Genomic DNA, 19,148 nt, shown 5'->3' with positions numbered 1-19,148 from the left:
TTTTCTGTTCAAATGGACAACATTATCTGGCCAAGTTGGACCAAGACTTGAACTACTCTGGGGTGCTTGGAAAAAATATTGTTTTTGAAGAAGGAGTCAGGAGTCAGGATAATGGGGTCAGGAGAATGGGGTCGATGGGGATTATCACCCCATCAACTGCATTTGCACCGCGGGTGACGGTGGGGTATTAAACCCATAAGGGATAAAGATAAATAAAAGCCGATTTCATCAAGGCTTCTGAAAAATCTGATTTAAATATAAAAACAAATTTCAAAATCAAAATTATGGCCTTAAATTCATTATTGTAGGGTGCGCCATGACGACTAAAAATATAAGTTGTGAAAAGTATTTAACAATCTATCACAGGGCACCATTGAATATGTATTGGTCCACTACTATTAAGGAACTACTAATTTGGTGCGTTACATTTCATTAATGCACCCTACTGGACTGTTTCATCTAAAATAGTGCATTAGCCTTATGGAGCACCGATCGTTTTGCCGATACTAACACTCCATTATTAAAAACCAACCTTTATTCCTAAATTCACTAATATCAACTGCTCCCTTCAGAGAAGCTACTGCGGATAATTAATTATAATGCTGTAGATAGGTCAAGTGAGGCGCAACCCAGCATATACATATTTTTGCTTGCTTACCTTTGCTGGACTTTGCTACCTTTCCCAACCCCACCTACCTCTAAATTTCACTGGTAGCTTTGCTTCCCGATTTGTGTTGTTTCTTTTTGCTAAGTAGCATCATTCCACCTAAACCTAGAAGGGATAAAATAGCAGTTGGCTCAGGAGTAGGCTTAAGTGATACTTGATCGGTGAATACAATGGGATGGTCTTCCAGATTAGATCCAGCAGCAAACTGAGCAGATAGCCAATTAAAACCAGGGACATCTACAGTGGGAACTTCAACCTCAAACCATAACTTAAAGACCTCATTGTCCCCAAGATTAGGGATATCAAATGGATTGACCGTTGCCCGTAAACCAGACCATTCCCCACCCATAGGTGCATCATTTGTCAGATTTTCGCTTACTTCTGAGTTCAGATCAAAATCAAATATGGGATTGCCCTCCTCATCTAACAACTCCATAACTTCATGAGTAACAATGTTAGTTTTAGCAACCATTGCATCTTTCACAGAAATAGAAGGTAACGTCATATCTGGTTCTGGGAAAAATGCTAAACCACAGTCACATATTTGGATATCATCAATACTGAACAACCCTTCTTCTTTTCCTGGTAGTTCAAGTCCAATCCAGAAACTCGTTATTCCATTTTCATCACCATGATTTTCAATCCAAATCTTGGGTGGTTCTGGTTCTGTTATAGGAGGAACCATTGTGCAAGCTAGCACAGGTTCAGCTAGAAAAACAGTAGCAGCAGTCATCATTGCCAATGTTTTTCCTATTCTGGCAAAGTTTGTTAGTTTGTTACTTGGCTTTTCAGTGTTTTTCATGGGCTTTTTTGAGTCTCGCTCAAAAGAAAGTTCTAAAGTAGACTACCTATTTCTAGTGGGAGGTAGAATTCAAAATCTATATTATTCACAATACAGAATTTATGCTGTAGCGATCGCTCACCTTTCTGTTCAGCTATCCGTTCATTTACTGATTCAAATTGTTCACTTTTCCGACAATTCGTTCAGATATATTCAAACTATTTTTGTGGACAGAGCAGATCGAAATAATGGAGCGCTGCTCGTTTTCTCGAAACTAACGCTCCACTATTAAAAATTAACCTTTATTCCTAAACTCACCAACAGCTTCTTAGCTTTTCTGTTGACGCTTCAACATTGAACCTATTCCCAGCAAACCTAGAGCAAAAATACCCATAGCAGAACCAGGTTCCGGAACTGGCACGCAACGTGGGGGCGGAGTACCACCACCTCCTCCATGAAAATTAACAACTGGAGGTCCACAAAAATTACCAGTACTCGTACCAATAACGCTGCCAGGAGGGATAATGACATTAAAGTCAGAATCAATTATTGGTGCAGCGCTAGTAAAGGTATTAATATTGTCACCAAGAGCTGTCGTAGCTCCAAGGTCGGTCACTTGGTATACTTGAAGTTGACCACTCATACTGGGTAAGAAGTAGGTAAAGTCATCAGTACCAGGATTGAAGTTAAAAAGAGTTATATCAAAAGGGGCTGGCTGCTTGTCCGGGTTACTTGCATCAAAATTGCCCATTAGTCGAAGTACCTCAATATCGTCAGGTACATTTGGGATAAGAGGATTAGTAGGTGAGTTATTACCACCAATTGTGGCATTGATGTTGACAGGAGCGTTGAGCAGGGAAAAGGGACTATTAGTTGTAGAAGAATAGCCCATAGCGCTTTCCAAAGTGAATACACCCTCAGTGATGGCCATCCCATCTATCGTTAAACTGGGGGGTGGATTAATAGTCAGATCGAAAGCAAAAGCTGGCGCTCCAAGTAAAGAAAGGCCAAATGCAATTAAAGAAGTACGGGTGAAACTTTTAAACTTATAATTTTTCATAGTGAGATACATTTCAAAATTCAAGATATTATTCACAATACAGAATTTATCCCGCAGCGATCGTTCACCTTTTTGTTCACTTATCCGTTCATTTACTGATTCAAATTGTTCACTTTATGTTCAGTTTCACTGCACAACTAAGTAAAATTTCCTATTTCAAGTACTATGGACAACATTATCTGGCAAAGTTGGACCAAGACTTGAACTACTCTGGGGTGCTTGGAAAAAATATTGTCTATAAATCAAAATTGATTTCATCAAGGCTTCTAAAAAATCCGATTTAAATATTAAAACCAATTTAAAATCAAAATTATGGCCCTCAGTTCATAATTGTAGGGTGGGCCATGAATACCAAAAATATAAGTTGTCAAAAGTATTAGTAGTTGATCGCCATTAAAGAGAAATCAGGCGTTGCTGAATTGAAGTATGAATGTGTGATTGTTTGGTTCTGGTTAAGCCCCCTAAATTCCCCAATTTTGGGGGACTTTTAGAGTTTTATTCCCCCCAAAATTGGGGGGCTAGGGGGGCAAAATCATACCTAGAATCAGCAACGCCAAAAATCAAAGCCCAAAGATAAGTAAGTACGCACAGGGAACAAGGTAGAGAGCAATAAGTGTCGAACCACCAACACCACCAGCGATCGCTATGGCTAAAGGAGGCCAAAACTCACCACCTTGTACTAACAACGGAACAAACCCAATCATTGTGGTTAAAGTTGTAGCAACCACATGACGAGTAGAACCCATAACGACTTGGCGAATTGCTAGACGGTTACCTCTAGATGCTTGGGAGTCTTCGAGGATGGCAGCCAAAACTACTACTGAATCATTAATGGCAATTCCCACTAAACCAAATGTACCGATGAGACTCATAAAACCAAAGGGGTAGCCAAATAACCATAAACTGAAAAATCCTAAACCAATGGCAGAAATAGCAACTATTCCAAGAATGGCAGTTGCTCGGAAGGAATTTAACGATAACACCAAAATTGAGGATGCTAACAGAAATATAACTGGCACGGTTGAGAAAAGACCTGCTTGAGCATCACCTTGCTTTTCTGACTCTCCAGCAATTTCAGACCAGTAACCAGATGGTAACTCAAAGCTTGAATCATTTAACAGTTGCTGCCATTCTTTCATTACTTCGGAAGGTAAAACCCCAGAAGCAATAAAACCTTGAATCGAATTTACTCGTCTACCATTACGTCTTCTAATAACTGAAAATTCTGGCTGTAATTCTACTTCTGCTAAAGCTAAAACAGGTATTGTGTCAGTTGAACTGAAACTATTTCGATTTAAATTGGAGACAGTGGGTTGTAAGTCTAAGGATGTAATTTTGCTAAAATCTCCCCTTTGAGCATTTGACACTCGCACCCGTACTGGTAACTCCTCAGTATCTTCAATAATTGACCCTCCTAAATTCCCCTCTAGTAAAGTCTCTAACTGTTGCGAAATATTAGCGCGGTTTAATCCAGCTAAACGAACTTCTTGTTCTTTTACTTGTAGTTGCAGTTGGGGTCGAATTTCGCTTAAAGTGTCGCGGGTGTGAGTTACTTTAGGGATTTTAACTAACAGACTTCTTGCTTGTTCTCCTAATAGTTGTAGACGCTTTAAATTAGGACCATAAATTCTCATTTCTACTGGTGCGTCAAAAGGAGGTCCCTGTTCCAATTGTCGAATCAAAACTTGAGCTTCAGGAAATGCGGCATCAACTTCAGCTTGGAGTGCATTAACAAATTCTGGGTTAGCAATTGAATTTAACTGTAAAAATCCTTCAGCATAATTTGCGTATCGTTGTTTTCCTGACGTTAAGTTGTAGAAATATCGAGGAGAACTACGCCCTAAAAACCATTGTAATTCCTGAATTTCTGGGTGATTTAACATTAGATTTCTGACTGCTCGTGCCGTATTTTTTGTTTTTTCAATTGAAGTTAAAGCGGGTAATTCTAATTCTATTTTTAGCTGGTCTCTCTCTACAGGAGGAAAGAACTGTTGTGGGAGAGAGCTAACTTGAATTAAACCAATAATTGGTAAAATAATGCCTAATAATATTCCTAACCAGGGAGTGCGAAATATACTGCGTAAACTCCGTTTATAAATTCGAGTCAAATAGGAATTAGTAAACCCTTTTTCCCACCATTTTTGTTGAGGAGATTGCTCAAATTTATAATAATAATTCTGGTATAATTTTCCTGCCAAACCCGAACCTATAGTCAGGGATAATAATAATGAAGAAATAACAGCTAAAATTACACTAATACCTATACCACCAACAAATTCTCCAGTCGGACCAGGAAGTAATACAACTGGCACAAATGCCAGAGCCGTAGTTAAAGTTGATGCCGTTAATGGCATAAATAAATGATGACTTGCTTGAGTAATAGCAACTTCTGGTTTTAATCCTGAAACTATACCTTGAGTAACTTCATCGACAACAATAATTGCTGTATCAATCAATAATCCTAACGCTACAATTAATCCAGTTATTGACATTTGATGTAGAGGAACATCTAGCAATCCCAGCATTCCTAACACCATACAAGTAGATAAAGGAAGTGCTAAACCAACAACAATAGCAGATTTGAAACCCATTAAAAATACTGTAATTCCAAAAACCAGTATCCCACTCATTAATAGGTTCAAAATCAAACTTTTTAAACGGATTTCAAGATAATTACTTTGATTAAAAATAATCTCAAGCTTCAGACCTTTACCAAGCTCTTTGCGGAACTTTTCTATCGCTGCTTCCGCTGTTTTTGCCCATAGGTCTATTTGATAATCTGATTCAACAAATATCGCTAAAGCAGAAGCCGGACGACCATTAATTAATGCTAATTCATTTGGTGGTTGAGAAATTGTTTTTCTAACTTTAGCAATGTCACCAAGTCTAGTAAATTGCCCTTGATTACTAAAACTAATTGGAATACTACGAATCCGTTCCAGGGAGTCTAAATCTGAATCAACTTCCAAGAGTAAATCATTATTTAGACCACGAAATTGACCTGCTGAAACCTTAGCATCACTCCGTTGAATTTGTACTGATAATTCTTGAGGTGTTAAACCAATACTAGCCAACTGAACAGCATCAATTTCTACAGCAATTTCTTCCTGAGGATTGCCAAAATTTTCAACTTTTTCTGTTCCAGGCAATGCTAATAATTCATCTTTCAACAATTCAGACAAACGGGTAAGAATTGCATAATTAGGCTCAGTATCTTGTTCCCAAGTTAAAGCAGTAATCATCGCATAAGCTTTAACTTCAAGTTTCTCTAATCTAGGTTTACTTGTACCAGCAGGTAATTGACTTGCAGCTTGATTTAACCGTTCTCTAATTCTTAACCAAATTATATCGGCGTCTGTTTCTTCAACTGAATCTAAGAGTTCAATATTAATAATAGAACTTCCTGCTCTAGAACTCGAATCATAGCTCTTTATTTCTTCTATTTCAGATAATTCTGCTTCTATTTTTTCTGTGACTAAAGCTTCAATTCGTTCAGCATCGGCGCCCGGCAAAAAAGTTTTCACAATCGCAATTCGGGCAACTAATTCAGGGTCTTCTAGTCGTGGCAATGTAAAAAATGATGATACTCCCCAGGTGATAATTATTAGTGTTGCCAGTATTAATAACCGAAAATTCCGATAAAATAAAGTAGTCATCTTCCTATTTAGGCTTTGCTTATGGAAAGTCTTTTTGCTCTTTGTAGGAGACAGGAGACAGGAGACAGGAGGAACGGGGAATTTATACCAATTTGATAAATGTTTGTTACAAATGGTAGGGACGTTGCATGCAACGTCCGTACGAAAGAAGGAAGAGGGAAGAAGGAAGAAGGGGTAAATATTAAAAAAAAGGGAAAAAAGATAGAGATAACTATCTCAAATGAACTGGAGTCGCTATTTTTAAGCATATCCGAGCAAGATCTACCTTTTTGTAGCATTCTTTTTTCAAATTGGTATTAGAGGAGATAGGAGTAAGAATTGTCCCAAGATTGTTCTGCCCAACTATGCGCCTAAAATACTAACTTTTTGAGCGTTTTAGACGTGATACAAGGCACTTTTTAAAAGCCCCAAAAAGGCACTTTTCTTTATATGTCAATACTTTTAGATTTAATCAGCAAGCACTATTTAAGGATAATAGTATATAGATGAAAAAGGGTAAAGAAAATAGTCATAAAAAGTCTGATAATTAATTATTAATAATTAAGGTTTAAAGCCTCTCCTTTTAAAGAGAAAAAATCAAAAAATTTCCTTTTAGTCAATCCCCTTCTTTAAAAAAAAGAGTAATTGTTAATTGTTGAAAACTTGTAGGGTGCGTTAACGTTTGCGCAGCATTCCGCACCGAAAGTGTAACGCACCGCCAAATCTACAATTTTTCGGTGGGTTAGCGTCAGCGTAACCCACCCTACTAGCGCGTCAAGCTTGAAATAGTGTTTTAGAAAAAATCTCCAAACCTTAGTCAGAGCAAGAATTATACTCAAAAATTTAATACACCATTTTCAGCTTGACACGACACTACTGACTTCCCTACTCTATTCTCTGCTTCATATACATTGTGCCCCGATACATCCAGTAATTTAAACAGGAAAATAGAATTAAAGAAATAAAACTAGAGTATAACACTAAAGGTCGTAAAGGAATCAGAAAAATAGAGGTAATCATCTCTATGATAATCAAGAAAATAAGTATGTTAGCAATAACTTCCCTCCGCAACAGACTACAAAACATTGCTCCTAAAGGTGCTCCAACAACAACAATAGGAATAGCAGCTAACCAATAACTTTGTACAATCTCAGTAAAATCGTTAAAGACAAAAATCTGTAGGAAAAATCCGGCGATCGCATTAATAGCCATCAGAATAACTGAAGTAGGGGTAGCAACTTTTTCGCTGATCCGCCATAGTAAAACCATCACAGAAAAGACAACAATATCAATCCCATTACCCACTAAACCACTCATTATGCCACCGAAAAATCCAGCCAGGAATAAAATTCCTTGTTCTTGAAACTGCCAGGAAGGGATGAATAAACGGCATTGCCTCATGTTTTGATTTAAGGTAAATAAAGTAATGGCAAAGCTAGTTAGCATAATAGTGAAAGACATCTTGAGAACATCTGGGGGTAATACAGGTGCTAAATAACCTAATCCGAGAAAAATGCCAAATAAACCCCCCAAACTCCCCCAACGGATAACTCGCCACTCGACTCGGATACCCGTTAAACAAATGGCTAAGGAAGCAGCACTCATGCCAACACTTTGAATAGCTAGGGAAAATACTTTAGCTTCATGGGGAGAGATGTGTAAAAGCTTAGTAAATACAGGAAAAGCAACAGCACCCCCACCGATACTGGTTCCCCCAGCAATCATCGAGCCAAATAGCATCGTCAAGGCAATTTGCCAATTACTAATAAGATGAGAAAATGCTTCTTGATAGCCAAGAATGATTAACCAGGCCATCCAAGTAGCAGTAGCGATCGCCAAAACAATTACACGCTTGGACATGGGAAGAGATGGGATAACTTTCATATTATTTTTCACTAGATATCAGCTTTTATAGCGCTACGCGCAAGGCAACAGGCAACAGGCAACAGGCAACGGGCAATAGCGAAATACAAAAGGGTTTCAGCTTCTATTCATGTCAAACACCTTAATGCGTAGCGCTATAACATTCAGCTGTCAGCTTTTTGTAGCTCTGGGTTAAATCCCCGGTAACTATTACGCCGGATGCTTCAGGACGAGTTGAAATCCTGGCGTTGCTGATTCTGGGTATGATTTGGCCCCCCTAGCCCCCCAATTTTGGGGGGAATAAAACTCTAAAAGTCCCCCAATTTTGTGGATTTAGGGGGCTTGACCAGAACCAAACAATTGCCCATTCATACTTCAATTCAGCAACGCCGAAATCCCCTCCTGAACGTAAAAAATTCCTAATGCTGACCGCTAACCGCTGACTGCTGACTGCTATTTATACAGTTCTAATGCTTCCTTGATAGCAGCAGGAATAGGAGTTGGTACAGTTTTTTCTCCCTCTCGCCTCATGCTAGCTGTCTGCTGTTCTCCTTTAGCAACCATTTCTTCACCTTTGTCGGTAATTCGCCAGTATTCAAACAGCATAGTGATTCTATTTTGTGTTACTGATTTTAAGCGCATCCGAATTGCGACTCGATCAAAAGCGAAAAGTTCCGAGTAGTATTCGCAGGAAACGCTGACAGTAGCCAAGGCTAGACCCTGTGAAAGTTCGGCCAACACTTCAGGAGCATTATCCCGCAAGAACATTTCACGACAACGACCTTGCCAACGAACATAGTTAGCGTAGTAAACATTGCCAACGAGGTTGGTTTCTTCAAAGCTGACTATGTGTTGATATTCATAAGTTTTCATGGCTTTTAAAACTTTTCTGTCTTGATAAGATTAGTTGATAATGACCAAAGTTACACCTGCTATCATATAATCAATTAAGTTGGAGCGGGGATAAAATCCGCTACTTCCCCTCCTGGGAGGGGTTAGGGGTGGGTTAACTTCTGACTTCTGACTTCTGACTTCTGACTTCGTTAAATGAGAGGGTTTTATTGATGACTCAGGATACATCAAATATAATTCGTTTTTCAAGAGATTGGTGGTTATTATATCAGCAAGCATGGAATGAGCAATCAGAATTTAAACATAAGTTAAAAAAATTGGGTAAGGTGATTTTTTGTTTAACTGATGGCATAAAGATTTCTGTTTGTTTAAATTGGGATGAACAAGGAGATATTAGTGAGGTAGATGTGATAGAAACTATTGATGAAAGTTTACCTGTTTTTTCAGCACCAGAGGAAAATTGGGAGCAATTTCTTAATAAAGAAATTGGAGCTGCAAAGGCAGTTATGACGGGACTTATTGATTATCAAGGTTCATTTTCAATTATTATGAAATATGGGAAACATTTTGATTATTTAGCAGATGTAGCTCAAAAAATCACCTAATTTATAATGTAACAGTTATTAGTCTAATTTCCGCTTTTTCAAGTAATCAGGTTTTCGTTTTCCATCTGCTATGGCAATAATCCAGATAAATGCTTCAAATTCTGTATATATTAAAAATACTTTTAGACTTGTTTTGTTTTTTTGCTGTTGATATCTTAAACTTCTGAAGGAGTGTATCCTATTGAGGAAAATCTTCGTATTATGGAATAAGCTATCCCTCAGTGTATTGAACAAGCCAAATATGTAAGTATTGCTCCGAGTGGTTTTCAGTTGTAGGGTGGGCATTGCCCACCTTAACAGTTTATTAGCGTTTCTTGCGAAGTCTGGTTAATCCGAGTCCAGCGATGGCGAAGAGTCCTAAGATTGAACTGGGTTCGGGTACTGGTGCATAGTCTTCAACTTCTCCATGAGATATACAATCAACTGGATTGTTGATATCGGGACAATCTCTTGAAAATACTTCTCCAAAAGGCTTCACGTCCCCAATAGGATCAAAAGTTAAACGGAAACGACTATAAAAATCACGTGGATCAAAGTTTAGTTTTCCAAATGTATTATTCTTGTCATAACGTTTTGTTATAGTCCCTGATGTCAGTCCTAGTCTGTCATCAATAATCAATTCACTTGTATGATCGAACATTCCATTTTTATTAAGATCCCACCAAGCACGAAGATTATATTGACTTTGTGGAGGACGAGTAATATTGAAAGTGACATCTACCCAACTATCTCCAAAGATGACACCATCTTCATCATCTAATGCTTCAGGGAATCCCCCCAATATACTCCGATCATCCCCATCTGCTTTGACTGTAGGCTGTCCATCACCTTCAGCATCCCACAAAGACCCAAGTCTTTGTAATTCTCCTTCGTCATAGCGGGGACCATCAGATGCGAGCAAGGTTTTATAGCTATTAGGTGCATCGCCAAAGTCTTTAGATATGGGCTGTGTATACAAAGCTAAGGCTCCAAAAACCGAACCAATGTCAGGAGTCCGAACTCCCATTCCTCCAGATGTTCCTGGTGTGGCTTCATTGTCAATATCTGATCGCATCAGTTCTCCTGCCACTCCTGTATTGATATGATTGAGACCAATGATGTGTCCTATCTCATGCATAGCAATGGTAAAAAAATCAGTAACTGCATTAATTATTCCATTACCATTAAGATCCTCTCCAGGATCAAGCATCCCATTGTTGTTAGTGTCTTCGTTAGCAGGAATTTCTCCAGCTCCTCCAAAAAACCAGCTTGTTTGCATGCTCTGCATAGGATCATCAAATACCATTCTCTGACTATTAGGAAACCAAGCAGCACGATTACCAGGCGTTTCTTGCCAAGTTACAACAAAGCCATCCAAAGCCCCGTTACCGTTGGTATCCTCTCCTGGATCAAGCATACCATTAAAGTTTAGATCTTCTGCTATCAAATCAGGGAAAGAAGTAGAACTCCCACTCTCCTCAAAATTGAATCCTAATTCACGACCTGTTCCTGCACCAAAGGCATCTATCGCAAATAAAGCTGCCACTTCCTGTTCCCAACGAGTCATGGCATTGTTAAAATCTGTTCTTGCTAGTGCTGGAACTTCTGGTGCAAAGCTATATGGAACATATTGACGAATAAACCCGTGCCCAAAGTTCTGGATAGTATCACCGTTACGATACAGTGCTTGATTTCCTCTTTGATCCCATGCTGAATAAGCATCAAATGAAATATTAACGAATGAATCGCCTACAGAAGCCAAAGGAGAATTATTCGTTTCATCATTAGGTTGTCCATTACCTGGATAAAGTGGAAAAAGTGGATTCCAATGATGATGATTTACACCGCCTCCTCCGTTAGCTGGGTCTTCAAAACCAACCAAAATATGAGGATGCGGATTAAGACTGGGAATTGAGCGTACAGGTGAAGCCGATAGTAAAGAGGTTACTGTGGCAACACCAAAGGCTATTAGAAAACGCCCCTTGAAAACAGAATCATAAACTATACTGTACTGCTTTTGTTTTTGAACAATCATTTTTTTACTCCTGGGAACTATACTTTTGAACTTGAAAAACTAAACACCTTGACAATCAAGCGATCGCACTTCTTCCAAAACTCGATCTCCCTCCTCCTTACTTATCAACACAGCAAAAACTAATGGTTGCTCAACCTCCTGCACCGAGATAACAAAAGTAGCGATCGCCTTTTCCCCAGACTCCAGCCAAACTATTTCATTTGGAGATAGGGAAGAATTGTTCATTAACAACAAAGGAGCATCCGGCACTATTCCCGCTTTCTTGAGACACTCACTGGCACACCAAATCTGAGTTGCTGTTACATCCAACCCTTGCCCTGTCTCCTGGGCGACAACCTTGGCTAAGTCCAACCGCCTCACACCCAATAAATCGCCCCAAACTAGCTCATTCTTGGCTACCACAGGTTCTACATCACAACCTTCAGTTCCAGCTACAACTAGGGTTAAATCTCCCGCATGGGAAACAGATACCGCCTGCCCATTGCCCAATTCCGGTTTCCCATCAGGGCGACGATATAAATTCTGGATTCTGAGTTCTGTTTGCGGAGCATGACCTAGGAAATTCTGAATTCTCAACAGGTTACGATCGCTCCTTACCCTTTTTTCAACCGTTGCATCTCGATCCACCACAATAGTTAAATCTGCATCAGGGATAACTTCCTGAATGCGACGTTCTAGATAAGTAGGCAGTAATACAGCATTCCAAGACTCTTGAGTATCTCGATGCTGAATCACTTGTAATTCCAGGCTTTTCCACTGTTCTAAAATTATTCCCGTTTCATCAAAGATGGTCAAATCATAAATATAGCGATCGCCAATATGCTGACGTTCTTTTGCTGAGACAAACTGATTTCCTGCTGAATTCACAGAATGAATTATCATGCTTTCTACTCCAATGGGCAAAATCGTGGCATGAGGAACACAAGCTTGTAAAGCATGAATGGCAGCATCTCTCGCCCCCGCATCTCCTAATATTAAATCTTGGGGGAGATAGCGACTAAACCAGGGAGTTGCAGCATCGGTTTTAATCTCGGCAAGACATTCGGTTGCTTTCAGATGACGATAACCTTGTATCCGTTGAAAACGACCTTGATGGAACAGTAATTCACCATATAAATCTTTCTTCGGATCGAGACTATTGTAGCTTTCAGATTTAATATTTTGATTTAAAACAGTTGATTTTTGACTGTTAACTGTTGACTGAATTACGGTTGCTCGGAAATGATCGACGCTAAATGCTGTTTGCTCACTCCGCAGTACCACTTCCACTTTGCCCGACTCTTGGACTAAAGCAGCAAGACGGATTTTTAGTGTTTCACCTTCAGGAACAACAACTGGTCGATTAAACTGAATGTTTTCAAATCTGAATGATTTTTTATCTTCCCTTACTAAGGGGGGTTGGGGGGGATAGATATCTGACTCAGAAGGTTGAACACAGGCTTTATCCACACTCATTAAAGGATGTAATGCCGTTGCTACCTGCGCCATAGCTTCCAGCCCTATCACCCCAGGAAAAATTCGTTCTCCTTGGTAAACGTGATCGTCTAGGTAAAGGTCACTGCTTGTTGAGAGTTCTGCATCTACTACTAACTCTACTCCAGGATAATAGACTCTAGTTTGTTCCAGGAACCGACTGAAAGGAAGTTCCGGCTGTTCAACTTTGAGGGTGGGAGGTTCTCCAAAGCGACCTGTTACAACAACAGAAGTGGTTGGTAACGATTGAGCTATCAGACGACGCAGAATAGTAATTCCTCGATCTGGGGGAATTGCTGTAATCCCTTGTTGCATCAAAGTATCGATTCGACCTAAACGTTCTCCCATACCTGCACCAGACCAAACTGACCAATCTAAATTCAGACAGCGACAGAGGGGGTTTTGGGTTTGGAATTGTTCTGTCAGATGAGCGAGCCATTCGTTAGCGAGAGCGTAATCTGCTTCTCCTGGTAAACCCGTCCGGGCAATAATTGAACCAAAAGTAACTGATAGTCTCAGATACTCGGAATTAATTGCTGCGAATAGGTTTTGCAGACCATGAACTTTAGGTGCTAAAGTATCTAAGCAGTCTTGGCGATCGAGATTTTTAATTAGTTTCGGTTTATTGACTCCCGCACCGTGGATAATAGCGGTGATGTGACCCCAATCTGTTTCGATTTGGTTTACTGCACTTTTCACTGCTTGACTATCGGTAACATCCACTGATAAGTATTTCACCTGAATACCAGCATTAGTCATCCGGTTGAGATTAGTTGCTAGTTCGGCATCAGTTTCGAGTTGAGAACGTCCTAACAATGCTAGACGAACTCCTGTTTCTTGAGCGATAGATAAAGCACATTCGGCAGCAATTCCCTTACCACCCCCTGTAACTAATAAGATATCTTCTGAAGTTAGGGTTAATTCGTCGTTTTCCTCTGAAGGAATAGGTAACAAACGGAGAACAGGCGATCGCCTTTTTCCTTCAACATCATAATAGGATTCAGAATACCCAGAGGTTGAAGAGGCTTCAGTAATAATCCACTCAACTGCTTGAGGATGATCTATGGGAACATCAATTACACAAGTTGTAATCTTGGGGTTTTCTAGATAGAATGTCCGAGCAAAGGACGCTCCACCACTACCATGTTGTATTAAGATAAAACTATGTTGCTTTGATTTTTCCTCTTCTGCTTTAGCTAATAAATTTTTAGCTCCTGTTAATAAAAGCTCAATTTGTTCTTCAATATCAGGACTTACGCAAATTAACCTTGAAAACGCCATCTGTAGGGGCGAATGGCATTCGCCCTCACTTGATTTAGTGCCGGTGCGTAAGTCCTGAATATTTAATGTTGGAGGAAGACAAATGATAACACCATTACCTTCAAGTTGACTAAATGCTTCTGATAATAGAAGATTTAAAGGGTAGTTAGCAGGAGCAATAACTTGCCAATTAGAATCAATGTCTTTAATTTTTACTTTTGACTGTCTTGAGTGTGTCTTACATTCTGAGGAGACCTCAGAATTACACACTCGCTTTTGACTTTTGACTTCTAAAGGCGACTCTACCAACTCAACAGTAAATGTCCGTATCCAGGAATCTACTCCTGAAGGCAGTTGCTCAACAGAGTGAGTTTCACCAATACTAGAAAGTTCTTCTAATGCTTGGGCAATGTCAGCAACTGTGGCATCTGCATAATCTGTTGGTGCTATGGGAGGAGATAAATTTAAACTGCGGGCAGCTTCAACTACTAATTGACTGACGGTTATGGAATTGAGATGCAAATCGCTCAATAGTCGATGGTTATCTAAAATACTGGCAACAGGAAGTTCTGTTCGTTGAGCAACAAGTTGGCGAACACAGTCAATTTTAGAAGAGCTATTAATAACATTTAATTGCTGAGGATTATCTATTTCTGCTCGACTGTTATACTCCAAACGGTCATAACTAGAGGTGTTAATATTTCCCTGTTGCCTGTTGCCTGTTGCCTGTTGCCTACTTTTGTTATACTCGAAACGGTCATAACTAGAGGTGTTAGTATTTCCCTGTTGCCTGTTGCCTGTTGCCTGTTGCCTGTTGCCTGTTGCCTGTTGCCTGTTACCTGTTGACTGAGAAACAGGGGCTAACTCACAGGGATTAACGAAAAATTGAGGCTGCCAATCTAAATTAAATGGTCGGGTAAAACGTCCCGCAAATAAAGCTTGATGGTTAATGGGAACTCCCAAAGTAAAAGCTGCCGCTGCCGCTTTTAATAAACCTTTAAGAGAATTACCACTCGCATCTAAGGATATTGTAGGAACATCTACCAGATCGCTGACTAACCTACTTAAAATTTGTCCCGGACCGACTTCAATAAATAAATCTAAGTCTTTAGCTGCTGTAGTAACAGCTTCCATAAACTGCACAGGTAAAGTTACTTGTTGCACCAAAAGCGATCGTAAATCGGCTGTTTCTTCTAAATAAGTACCTGTAATGGTTGAGACCACCTTACCTTGTAACGGATGAAAATCTTCCTGTGCGAGATAATCAGCTAAAGGTGGTGCTACTGCAGCAACTAGAGGCGAGTGGAAAGCATGAGACACTGGTAAAGTAAAGTTTTTCAATCCTTTAGCTTGTGCTTTTGCTACTATGTTACTGATTCCTATTGGTTCCCCTGAGACAATTGTTTGATAAGGTGAATTCAATCCAGCTATAGCAACTACTCGACCATTCAGCAGTGCTTTAACTTCTTGTTCCCCTGCACCAATACTCGCCATTTTCCCTGTAGGGTTGCTCAGTTCCGCCATAATTTTACCGCGCATCTTGGCAATGCGAACTAAGGCAGTTTCATCGAAAATTCCAGCCCAGTGTAAAGCACTTAATTCTCCTAAACTGTGACCGACAGCAACATCAGCGACGATACCCAGTTGGTTTAATACTCGTAAACCTACCGTAGATGAGGTGACAATTGCTGGTTGAGCGATCGCTGTTGACTTCGTATCTTCTACTGTTGGTAAATTAGCCTTGGCATATAATTCTTGTAAGAACGGAAAACGACGAGACCACACCCCAGCATTAAGATACACAGGAGAAGCTTGTCCAGGGAAAAGAAAACCAATTCGTGGATTTTTTCCATCTATCCCTAAAAAGACACCCGATGAATTGTGAATTTTGAATTGTGAATTTTGAATTTTATTGAGGAGAGTTTCTAAGTGAGTGGTGAACTCTTGGGGATGACTAGCAACAATAGCAGCGCGTACAGGTAAACTAATATCTAAGTTGCTTGCTAATTCCGCAGCTAAATCTCCTACTTCAGCTCTTGATAATCTGGGAGCTATTTCTAAAAGATGCTTAACTTTTTGCTCTAACTCTTCCGTATTTTTGGCTGCTAGTAAAATGAGTTCGGCATCTTGAGGTGTCGTTATAAGTTGGCGTTCTTTAGGTGTTAGCTTGTGACGACGAATGCTAGAGTTTCCTTCTAGGACAATATGAGTATTAATACCACCAAAACCCATTGCACTTACCCCAGCCCGCAGAGGTACATCTTCTGACCAAGCTTGACCCTCTTTCAGGACTTTCAGGGGCGAGTTTTCAACCTGCAGTGAGGGATGGGGTTGGTCACAACCAGTAGTCGGCGGAAGTATTTGAGTGTGGAGTGCCATGGTAGCTTTGATTATTCCTGCTATTCCGGCCGCAGCTTTTGTATGACCAATATTTGCCTTAATAGAACTAATTGCAGCAGGAGACAATGCTGCCTCTGCTGCCAAACGGGCACGAGACAATACTTGCAGTTCTGTAGCATCACCAACGCTAGTACCAGTACCGTGTCCCTCAAAATATCCTAATGTATCAATGCCAAACCCTGCTCGACGATAGGCACGTTTAATTGCCAATAACTGACCTTCAACTTCGGGCCGGGTAATGCCACCATTGCCATCAGAAGAGATACCCCAACCACGAATGACACCGTAAATACGTCGCTGCTGTACTATTGCATCTCCGTAGCGCATTAATACGACAAACCCACAGCCTTCCCCAGGAATAAAACCAGCAGAACGAGCATCATAGACCCGCATTTCTTGGGTAGCTAATGCTCCTACTTTAGCGAATCCCACTAACTCGAAGGGGTCTAAACTTAAATCTACTCCACCAGCGATCGCCACATCTAAATCTTCTGTCATTAAAGCAGAACAGGCATTAGCAACAGCTAGTAAGGAAGAACTACAAGCTCCATCAATGCTATAACCTCCCCCTTTGAGGTCAAAATGATTACAGATTCGGCCTGCTATAGTATTAGACAAATTCCCGGCTAAAGATTCTTCACCAATCTCTGGGAAAGGTTCTTTATATTTGCTTTCTAAATCTTTGAGGAAGGCAAGACGTTCTTCTAAGGAGATTCCCTGCTGTATGAGTTGCGTTTCCACAACTCGGCGCACATAAGGCCAACGCAAACGTAAAGAATTAGCTCTCGAAAATTCTCCAGTGAGGGTATTTCCCAGTAAAACTCCTGTAGTTTCGCGGGGTAAATTTTCTCCTTCAGCAAATCCAGCATCAGCTAAAGCTTGGGCAGCAATATCTAATGCCAACCAGTGAACTAAATCAGCCGAACGAAAAGTACTACCGACTACACGAAAATCAACGCGGTCGAATTCGTAACCTTCAATCAGAGCAGCTTCTGCTCCATAGGTGCAATCAGGAGTACTTTTATCGGTAGAGAAATAATCATCTAAAGATAATCTTTCAGTTGGAATGCGTCGAAAAGCACGACGTTGTGCCAAAACATTCTCCCAGAGTTCGACAGGCGATCGCGCATCTGGATACCGACAAGCCATTCCGACAATAGCAATAGCAGGTTTCATAATTAAATCTCTCTTTTTTGTATTTATTTGTTATTAGACCTCTCCGGAAAAGAGGGAGTAGGGACGTTGTATGCAACGTCCGTAAAGAGTAGGGGGTAAATAATTGATGATTTATCTACGATAATTGATTTGATTTTTTATTATTGGAGATCTCTATTTGTTACTCACTATTCATTTTTTTTGTTTTCCACAGATTGTTAGGAGAGGGAATAATTTTGACGATGAACGAATAATTATTTATCCTTCTGATTTGTGCAATAGAGCTAGTTTTTTACCAAATGCGACAAAAGCCAATGTAATATTATGTTCGGAAAAGTTATAATCATGCTCGTAGTTGGGCTTTAGCCCTCATATAAGTATTGTTTGGGCTAAAGCCCAACTACAAACAAAAAATTTATTATAAGTTATCAGTCATAGTGGTTAACTTTGGCTAGATTTTTGATAACTCACTGCGATTGGTGCTGGTACAAGAATCTTAGTTCTGGACATCTGATTAATCCAAGTCTGAGTATAAAAATTCAACCCTCTCAAAGTACAAACAATTGTCAGAGCAAAGAACAGTCCAAATACAATATGACAGACCATTAACAAGCCATAAACAGCAGCGACTGATGCTCCAAAAAACACTTGGTCTAAAGGTTTTCTCGGGGTTGTACCTGGATCGGTCACCATATAAAAGGTGAAGAGGACAAAAGCAACTCCTGTCATTGGCAGTAAGGCAGGTATCAAAGGCGTTTCAAAAACATAACTCCTCAATGCTGCTTGAAGGACAAAAGCTCCCAGCCATCCTGCAATCAATGGCAGTTTTCTGGTAAAGCGAGCATTGAGAAAAGTCCCGGTACAAACAATCAGTGCAGGTAAAATCCAATCTGCCCAACCGCTTAAATTTTCTGTAAATTGATAGGGGGGAGCAATACCTACCCAAGGAAACAACAGCAAGGTAATGGTAATACCAAAGTTAGAAGGGTTGAAGAAATGTCGTTTTCCTTCAGGAAGGCGAAAAATTGCTTTTGAGCCAATAGCGACAGCGGTTGCAAAGGCGATAGGGAATAATCGCTCATTAGCATACAGCAGCATTGCCACAGCTAAAGCAGTAATATGAGCAGAAAGCAGAAAGTCGATAAAATTGCTGAAACTGCCGAGAAAACGGGGTTGCTGTCGATTTATCCTAGCATCAATAGTTTCTAGTAGGAGTTCGACACTGTAAGCGGTTACTAGAGCAACTATTGGTTGCGCCCAAGATTGTTCAAATCCTAATACGGTATGTCCTAGAATATTGAGGAAGGTAATTGCTATGGCAAAGCGGCGTAGTCCAGCTAATCGTTTGCTTTGGTAAAGGATAGATTTGGTCATAATAGTTGA

9 protein-coding genes are annotated in these 19,148 nt (G+C 40.0%); 1 reads left to right on the top strand and 8 read right to left on the bottom strand.

Going from position 1 to position 19,148, the window contains the following annotated elements; genetic code table 11:
* Positions 1 to 698 precede the first annotated feature (698 nt).
* The 5 genes from F6K23_RS25850 to F6K23_RS25830 all read right to left on the bottom strand — a co-directional run bounded on the left by F6K23_RS25850 (position 699) and on the right by F6K23_RS25830 (position 8,879).
* A complete protein-coding gene (locus tag F6K23_RS25850) occupies positions 699 to 1,469 on the bottom strand; it encodes a PEP-CTERM sorting domain-containing protein (protein ID WP_293161136.1) in 771 nt (256 codons plus the stop codon).
* Between the two features lie 307 nt (positions 1,470 to 1,776).
* Positions 1,777 to 2,508, bottom strand: a complete 732-nt coding sequence (locus tag F6K23_RS25845) for a PEP-CTERM sorting domain-containing protein (protein ID WP_293161134.1) — start codon at positions 2,506 to 2,508, stop codon at positions 1,777 to 1,779.
* A 560-nt stretch (positions 2,509 to 3,068) separates the two neighbouring features.
* A complete protein-coding gene (locus tag F6K23_RS25840; protein WP_293161132.1) occupies positions 3,069 to 6,164 on the bottom strand; it encodes an efflux RND transporter permease subunit in 3,096 nt (1,031 codons plus the stop codon).
* Positions 6,165 to 7,028: 864 nt separating this feature from the next.
* Positions 7,029 to 8,027 carry a sulfite exporter TauE/SafE family protein gene (locus F6K23_RS25835; RefSeq protein WP_293161130.1) on the bottom strand — a complete coding sequence of 333 codons (999 nt, stop codon included), beginning with the start codon at positions 8,025 to 8,027 and terminating at the stop codon, positions 7,029 to 7,031.
* A 432-nt stretch (positions 8,028 to 8,459) separates the two neighbouring features.
* Positions 8,460 to 8,879: a thioesterase family protein gene (locus tag F6K23_RS25830; RefSeq protein WP_293161128.1), complete on the bottom strand. Its 420-nt coding sequence runs from the start codon at positions 8,877 to 8,879 to the stop codon at positions 8,460 to 8,462.
* 191 nt (positions 8,880 to 9,070) lie between these two features.
* Between F6K23_RS25830 and F6K23_RS25825 the strand changes: the two genes are divergently transcribed.
* Entirely contained in the window at positions 9,071 to 9,463 is a 393-nt protein-coding gene (locus F6K23_RS25825) for a hypothetical protein (RefSeq protein ID WP_293161126.1), read from the top strand.
* Between the two features lie 304 nt (positions 9,464 to 9,767).
* On the opposite strand, the gene F6K23_RS25820 is transcribed toward F6K23_RS25825, so the two are convergent.
* From F6K23_RS25820 to F6K23_RS25810, 3 genes are all read right to left on the bottom strand, one after another.
* Positions 9,768 to 11,477 (bottom strand): PEP-CTERM sorting domain-containing protein, encoded by a 1,710-nt coding sequence (locus tag F6K23_RS25820; protein ID WP_293161124.1) that lies wholly within the window; start codon positions 11,475 to 11,477, stop codon positions 9,768 to 9,770.
* A 39-nt stretch (positions 11,478 to 11,516) separates the two neighbouring features.
* Positions 11,517 to 17,786 (bottom strand): type I polyketide synthase, encoded by a 6,270-nt coding sequence (locus F6K23_RS25815; protein ID WP_293161122.1) that lies wholly within the window; start codon positions 17,784 to 17,786, stop codon positions 11,517 to 11,519.
* Between the two features lie 420 nt (positions 17,787 to 18,206).
* The gene (locus F6K23_RS25810; protein ID WP_293161121.1) at positions 18,207 to 19,139 is read right to left on the bottom strand and encodes a hypothetical protein; all 933 of its coding nucleotides are present in this window, start codon (positions 19,137 to 19,139) and stop codon (positions 18,207 to 18,209) included.
* Positions 19,140 to 19,148 lie beyond the last annotated feature (9 nt).

The organism is Okeania sp. SIO2C9, from assembly GCF_010672455.1.
GTDB lineage: Bacteria > Cyanobacteriota > Cyanobacteriia > Cyanobacteriales > Microcoleaceae > Okeania.
The sequence above is the reverse complement of the archived record's forward strand: the minus strand, read 5'-3'. Positions and strand labels throughout refer to the sequence as shown.

What these genes read in the sequence shown, in the direction of transcription:
- F6K23_RS25850 (WP_293161136.1), bottom strand. Translation starts at nt 1,469, where the DNA reads ATGAAAAACACTGAAAAGCCAAGTAACAAACTAACAAACTTTGCCAGA.
- F6K23_RS25845 (WP_293161134.1), bottom strand. Translation starts at nt 2,508, where the DNA reads ATGAAAAATTATAAGTTTAAAAGTTTCACCCGTACTTCTTTAATTGCA.
- F6K23_RS25840 (WP_293161132.1), bottom strand. Translation starts at nt 6,164, where the DNA reads ATGACTACTTTATTTTATCGGAATTTTCGGTTATTAATACTGGCAACA.
- F6K23_RS25835 (WP_293161130.1), bottom strand. Translation starts at nt 8,027, where the DNA reads ATGAAAGTTATCCCATCTCTTCCCATGTCCAAGCGTGTAATTGTTTTG.
- F6K23_RS25830 (WP_293161128.1), bottom strand. Translation starts at nt 8,879, where the DNA reads ATGAAAACTTATGAATATCAACACATAGTCAGCTTTGAAGAAACCAAC.
- F6K23_RS25825 (WP_293161126.1), top strand. Translation starts at nt 9,071, where the DNA reads ATGACTCAGGATACATCAAATATAATTCGTTTTTCAAGAGATTGGTGG.
- F6K23_RS25820 (WP_293161124.1), bottom strand. Translation starts at nt 11,477, where the DNA reads ATGATTGTTCAAAAACAAAAGCAGTACAGTATAGTTTATGATTCTGTT.
- F6K23_RS25815 (WP_293161122.1), bottom strand. Translation starts at nt 17,786, where the DNA reads ATGAAACCTGCTATTGCTATTGTCGGAATGGCTTGTCGGTATCCAGAT.
- F6K23_RS25810 (WP_293161121.1), bottom strand. Translation starts at nt 19,139, where the DNA reads ATGACCAAATCTATCCTTTACCAAAGCAAACGATTAGCTGGACTACGC.